3 protein-coding genes and 1 pseudogene are annotated in these 5,299 nt (G+C 64.5%); 3 read left to right on the top strand and 1 reads right to left on the bottom strand.

Annotation, left to right across the window (positions count from 1 at the left end):
* The 3 genes and pseudogenes from EOA49_RS29995 to EOA49_RS30005 all read left to right on the top strand — a co-directional run.
* Nucleotides 1-180 (top strand): annotated as a pseudogene (locus EOA49_RS29995) (SH3 domain-containing protein); the annotation flags it as partial.
* Between the two features lie 354 nt (nucleotides 181-534).
* On the top strand, nucleotides 535-4,026 hold the full coding sequence (gene carB / locus EOA49_RS30000) for a carbamoyl-phosphate synthase large subunit (protein WP_127241368.1): 3,492 nt from the start codon (nucleotides 535-537) through the stop codon (nucleotides 4,024-4,026).
* Nucleotides 4,027-4,341: 315 nt separating this feature from the next.
* Nucleotides 4,342-4,677: a hypothetical protein gene (locus EOA49_RS30005; RefSeq protein ID WP_095801825.1), complete on the top strand. Its 336-nt coding sequence runs from the start codon at nucleotides 4,342-4,344 to the stop codon at nucleotides 4,675-4,677.
* A 28-nt stretch (nucleotides 4,678-4,705) separates the two neighbouring features.
* Here EOA49_RS30005 and EOA49_RS30010 read toward each other — a convergent pair whose 3' ends face one another.
* Nucleotides 4,706-5,173: a hypothetical protein gene (locus tag EOA49_RS30010; RefSeq protein ID WP_067326725.1), complete on the bottom strand. Its 468-nt coding sequence runs from the start codon at nucleotides 5,171-5,173 to the stop codon at nucleotides 4,706-4,708.
* Between the last annotated feature and the right edge of the window lie 126 nt (nucleotides 5,174-5,299).

Raw genomic sequence — 5,299 nt, forward strand, 5'->3', positions numbered from 1 at the left:
GTCGTGACCGTGACCTGGCCGGACGGCGGCACGCGCATCATCCACTTCCATGACGGCAAGCCGGCCGGCTCGGACTCCTCCGACGAATTCCGCTTCACCCGCGAAGGCAGCTTGAACATGATCCGCATCGGCGTTTCGGAGCGCTTTGAGATCACGGATCAGCTGGCCCTGGGGAATTGATAGGCTGAAGACGCCGGCGGGACAGCGCCCCCCTCTGTCCTGCCGGACATCTCCCCCACTTGGGGGGAGATCGGCTGTTTTGGCGCCTCGCTTTTTCTTCACCGTCGAAAATTGGCGAAAGTAGTCGTGACGTCCAATCTCCCCTCTCGTGGGGGAGATGCCCGGCAGGGCAGAGGGGGCGCGAAGGAATGCCGTCACGCCAACCCGCAAAACCCTCATTTTCGGGGTTACATCCGCCAAAACTCTTCCCTATAAGGCCCTCCTAGCCTGATACCAGAATCGCAAGCACAACCGGCCGGGTCCTCCCCGCCCGGTTTTTCGTGCAAGCCGCTCGCCGAACGGAATCCACAGACCATGCCAAGACGCACCGACATCAAGTCGATCCTGATCATCGGGGCCGGCCCCATCGTCATCGGCCAGGCATGCGAGTTCGACTATTCCGGGACCCAGGCCTGCAAGGCGCTGAAGGAAGAGGGTTTCCGCGTCATCCTGGTCAACTCCAACCCGGCCACGATCATGACCGATCCGGAGCTGGCCGACGCCACCTATATCGATCCGATCACGCCGGAAGTGGTGGCGAAGATCATCGCCAAGGAGCGCCCCGACGCGCTGCTGCCCACCATGGGCGGCCAGACGGCGCTCAACACCGCGCTGTCGCTGCGCCGCATGGGCGTGCTCGACCGCTACAATGTCGAGATGATCGGCGCCGATGCGCATGCCATCGACAAGGCCGAGGACCGCGCGCTGTTCCGCCAGGCGATGAGCAAGATCGGGCTGGAGACGCCGCGCTCGATGCTGGCCAACGCCACAGAAGTCAAGGACGCCGACCGCAAGATCCACGAGGCCGAGCGCGCCGCGCTCAAAGCCGAGAACCCCGAAAACCTCGATGCCGCGCTCGATGCTTTGGAGACGCGCTGGAATCTCGGCGAAGGCGACCGCAAGCAGCGCTATATCAGCCACGCCATGGCGATCGCGGCGCAAGCGCTCGACCATGTCGGCCTGCCGGCGATTATCCGCCCCTCCTTCACCATGGGCGGCACCGGCGGCGGCATCGCCTACAACCGCGCCGAATTCTACGACATCGTTCAGTCCGGCCTCGACGCCTCGCCCACCACGGAGGTGCTGATCGAGGAGAGCGTGCTCGGCTGGAAGGAGTATGAGATGGAAGTGGTCCGCGACAAGGCGGACAACTGCATCATCATCTGCTCGATCGAGAACCTCGACCCGATGGGCGTGCACACCGGCGACAGCATCACCGTCGCGCCGGCCCTGACCTTGACCGACAAAGAGTATCAGATGATGCGCAACGCCTCGATCGCGGTGCTGCGCGAGATCGGCGTCGAGACGGGCGGCTCCAACGTCCAGTTCGCCGTCAATCCGGCCGACGGCCGCCTCGTGGTCATCGAGATGAACCCGCGCGTCTCGCGCTCGTCCGCGCTCGCCTCGAAGGCGACCGGCTTCCCGATCGCCAAGGTCGCGGCAAAGCTCGCCGTCGGCTACACGCTGGACGAGCTGGAGAACGACATCACCGGCGGTGCGACGCCGGCCTCGTTCGAGCCGTCGATCGACTATGTGGTGACCAAGATCCCGCGCTTTGCCTTCGAGAAATTCCCGGGCGCCGAGCCGGTGCTGACCACCGCCATGAAGTCGGTGGGTGAGGTGATGGCCATCGGCCGCAGCTTCCAGGAATCGCTGCAAAAGGCGCTGCGCGGACTGGAAACCGGCCTCACCGGCCTCGACGAGATCGAGATCCCCGGCCTTGGCTCGGCAGACCACGTCGACGACCGCAACGCCATCCGCGCCGCGCTCGGCACGCCGACCCCCGATCGGCTGCGCATGGTGGCGCAGGCGATCCGCATGGGCACCTCGCTCGAAGACGTGCACGCCATGTGCAAGATCGACCCGTGGTTCCTCGAGCAGATCGCCGGCATCATCGCCATGGAAGAGCGCATCCGCGAGCACGGCCTGCCGCAGGATGCGCCGAACCTGCGCATGCTGAAGGCGATGGGCTTCTCCGACGCACGCCTGGCGTCGCTGACCAGAACCGACGCGGAAGTCATTCAGAAGACCAGGCAAAAGCTCGGCGTTCATCCGGTCTATAAGCGCATCGACACCTGCGCCGCCGAGTTCGCCTCGCCGACCGCCTATATGTACTCGACCTATGAGACGCCCTTCGCCGGCGAGCTCGCCAACGAGGCGCGCGTCTCGTCGCGCAGGAAGGTCGTCATCCTCGGCGGCGGCCCGAACCGCATCGGCCAGGGCATCGAGTTCGACTATTGCTGCTGCCATGCCGCCTTTGCGCTGCGCGACGCCGGCTTCGAGGCGATCATGGTCAACTGCAACCCGGAGACCGTGTCGACCGACTACGACACATCCGACCGGCTCTATTTCGATCCGCTGACGCCGGAGGACGTGCTGGAGATCCTGCGCGCCGAGCGGGCCTCCGGCGAGCTGGTCGGCGTCATCGTCCAGTTCGGCGGCCAGACGCCGCTGAAATTGGCCGACGCGCTGGAGAAGGCCGGCATCCCGATCCTCGGCACTTCACCCGACATGATCGACCTTGCGGAAGACCGCGACCGTTTCCAGAAGCTGTTGCACAAGCTCGGGCTCACCCAGCCGAAGAACGGCATCGCCTATTCGGTCGAGCAGGCGCGCCTCGTCGCTGCCGAGCTCGGCTTTCCGCTGGTGGTGCGCCCGTCCTATGTGCTCGGCGGCCGCGCCATGCAGATCATCTACAACGAAGGCATGCTGCAGACCTATCTGCTCGACACCGTGCCCGGCCTGGTGCCGGAGGACATTAAGCAGAAATACCCGGCCGACAAGACCGGCCAGATCAACACGCTGCTCGGCAAGAACCCGCTTTTGTTCGACACTTATCTGACCGGCGCCACCGAGGTCGATGTCGACTGCCTCTGCGACGGCAAGGAAACCTTCGTCTCCGGCATCCTGGAGCACATCGAGGAGGCCGGCATCCATTCGGGCGACAGCGCCTGCTCGCTGCCGGTGTATTCGCTGCAGCCGGAACTCGTCGACGAGCTGGAACGCCAGACCGCCGCACTTGCCCGGGCGCTCAATGTCGGCGGCCTGATGAACGTGCAATACGCCATCCAGGACGGCACGGTCTATGTGCTTGAGGTGAATCCCCGCGCCTCGCGCACCGTGCCCTTCGTCGCCAAGACCATCGGCCGCCCCATTGCGAAAATCGCCGCCCGCATCATGGCCGGCGAGACGCTGGAAAACGCCTTCGCGCATTACGGCGCCATGCCCGACGCGCGCAATCCCGGCCATATCGCGGTCAAGGAAGCCGTCTTCCCCTTCGCCCGCTTCCCCGGCGTCGACATCCTGCTCGGGCCGGAAATGCGCTCGACCGGCGAGGTCATGGGCCTCGACCGCGACTTTGCGCTGGCCTTCGCCAAGAGCCAGCTAGGGGCGGGTGTTGATCTCCCCCGCGCGGGCACGCTGTTCGTCTCGGTGCGCGACGAAGACAAGAAGGGGATTCTGCCCGCCGTAAAACGCCTCGCCGAGCAGGGCTTCAAGGTGCTTGCCACTTCCGGCACCGCCCGCTTCCTCGCCGAGAACGGCGTGACGGCGGAAAAGATCAACAAGGTACTCGAAGGCCGCCCCCACATCGAGGACGCCATCCGCAACCGCCAGGTCCAGATCGTCTTCAACACCACCGACGGCCAGAAAGCCGTGTCGGACTCGAAGTCGCTCCGCCGCGCGACGCTGATGCAGAAGGTGCCGTATTACACCACGCTGTCGGGTGCTGCGGCCGTGGCCGAGGCGATCGCGGCGCTAAGGGCGGGGAACCTCGAGGTCCGGCCGCTGCAGGAATATTTTGGGTAAGGCTATTGGCGCTACGAAGCGCACCAGCCACGGTGCAATCTCTGTCTAATGAACCGTCTTGCCAATCTTCGGCGGCAGGCGACAAGGCAACGCTCATTCGGGCGGCCCATTCCAGCGATTGGCTGACTATTAATGAACCGTTGCCGCAACCGCTGGCCTATCGACTGAGCGCCCGTTTCGCCTGCTTAGGATTGCGCCGTAGAGCGCGACTTCGTGCCCTTTCATCTCAGGGCATTGGTACCGGCACCGATTAGCAACTTCGGAACTCTGCTTCCCCGCATTCTGCTCGTAGACTAAAAATCTGCGATGAATGACATGTCCGAAGACGAAATCGACCTGTGCTGCCCGCAGGTGGTCGCCGACAACGCCGCCAAGGGGCTGCGCCTGCGCAAGCAGTTTGGCCGCGGCGGCACCGAGATCGGCGTCGCGAGGGCGACGGAGTTGAAGAACCGCAAGAACCTTTCACCCTCGACCATCCGCCGCATGGTCAGCTATTTCGCCCGCCATGAGGTCGACAAGCGCGGCAAGAACTACGGCAACGAGGAAAATCCCTCTGCCGGCTACATCGCCTGGCTGCTGTGGGGCGGCGACGAAGGCCGCGCCTGGGCGCTGGAGATGAAGAAGAAAGTCGGCAACGCGCCGGACATCTGAGCAGCAGCCGGCTCTTCGTGGAACTGCTTCACAAAAACCCTATGAACCGCCCGGCGAAAAGCACGCAGGTCCACAGGCCGAGCGAAATCACGGCCAGGACGGCCGCGATGCCCCCGGCCGACTCGGCCACCCCGCTCGTGCGGGTCAAGCGCGTGAAGGCGAGGAAATTGGCCCCCGCCAGCAGGATCAGTGTTATCTTGGCAACGAAGATCGGCATCGCCGCATAGGTGCCCGCCTTTACCGAAAACAGCAGCGCCCCGGTGATGATCGCGCCGCCAAACGCCCCAAGGGCTACGCGGCGCAGCAGCGCGACGAACGGCGCGTGGGGCAGCGAGCGGAAGGCGCCAAGGACGCTGAAATCCATGAGGCCGACGCTGGTGAGCAGCGCGCCGACCGCCATGATGTGCAGCGCATTGACGATCGGATAGGCGACGAAGGAGGCTTTCAGCCCGCGCACCAAGGCAAGCTGCTCGATGCCGGCCAGAAACTCCGCCATCTAGGTCCAATCTACATTCAGGATTCTCAACGCGGTTTGGCGTTGATTCATTGCGTTCCGAGGGTTCTGATTCGGAGCGCGACGGATGGCCAAACGGTACGAACTGACGAACGTCCAGTGGGCGCG

The organism is Mesorhizobium sp. M1A.F.Ca.IN.020.04.1.1, assembly GCF_003997315.1.
Classification (GTDB): Bacteria; Pseudomonadota; Alphaproteobacteria; order Rhizobiales; family Rhizobiaceae; genus Mesorhizobium.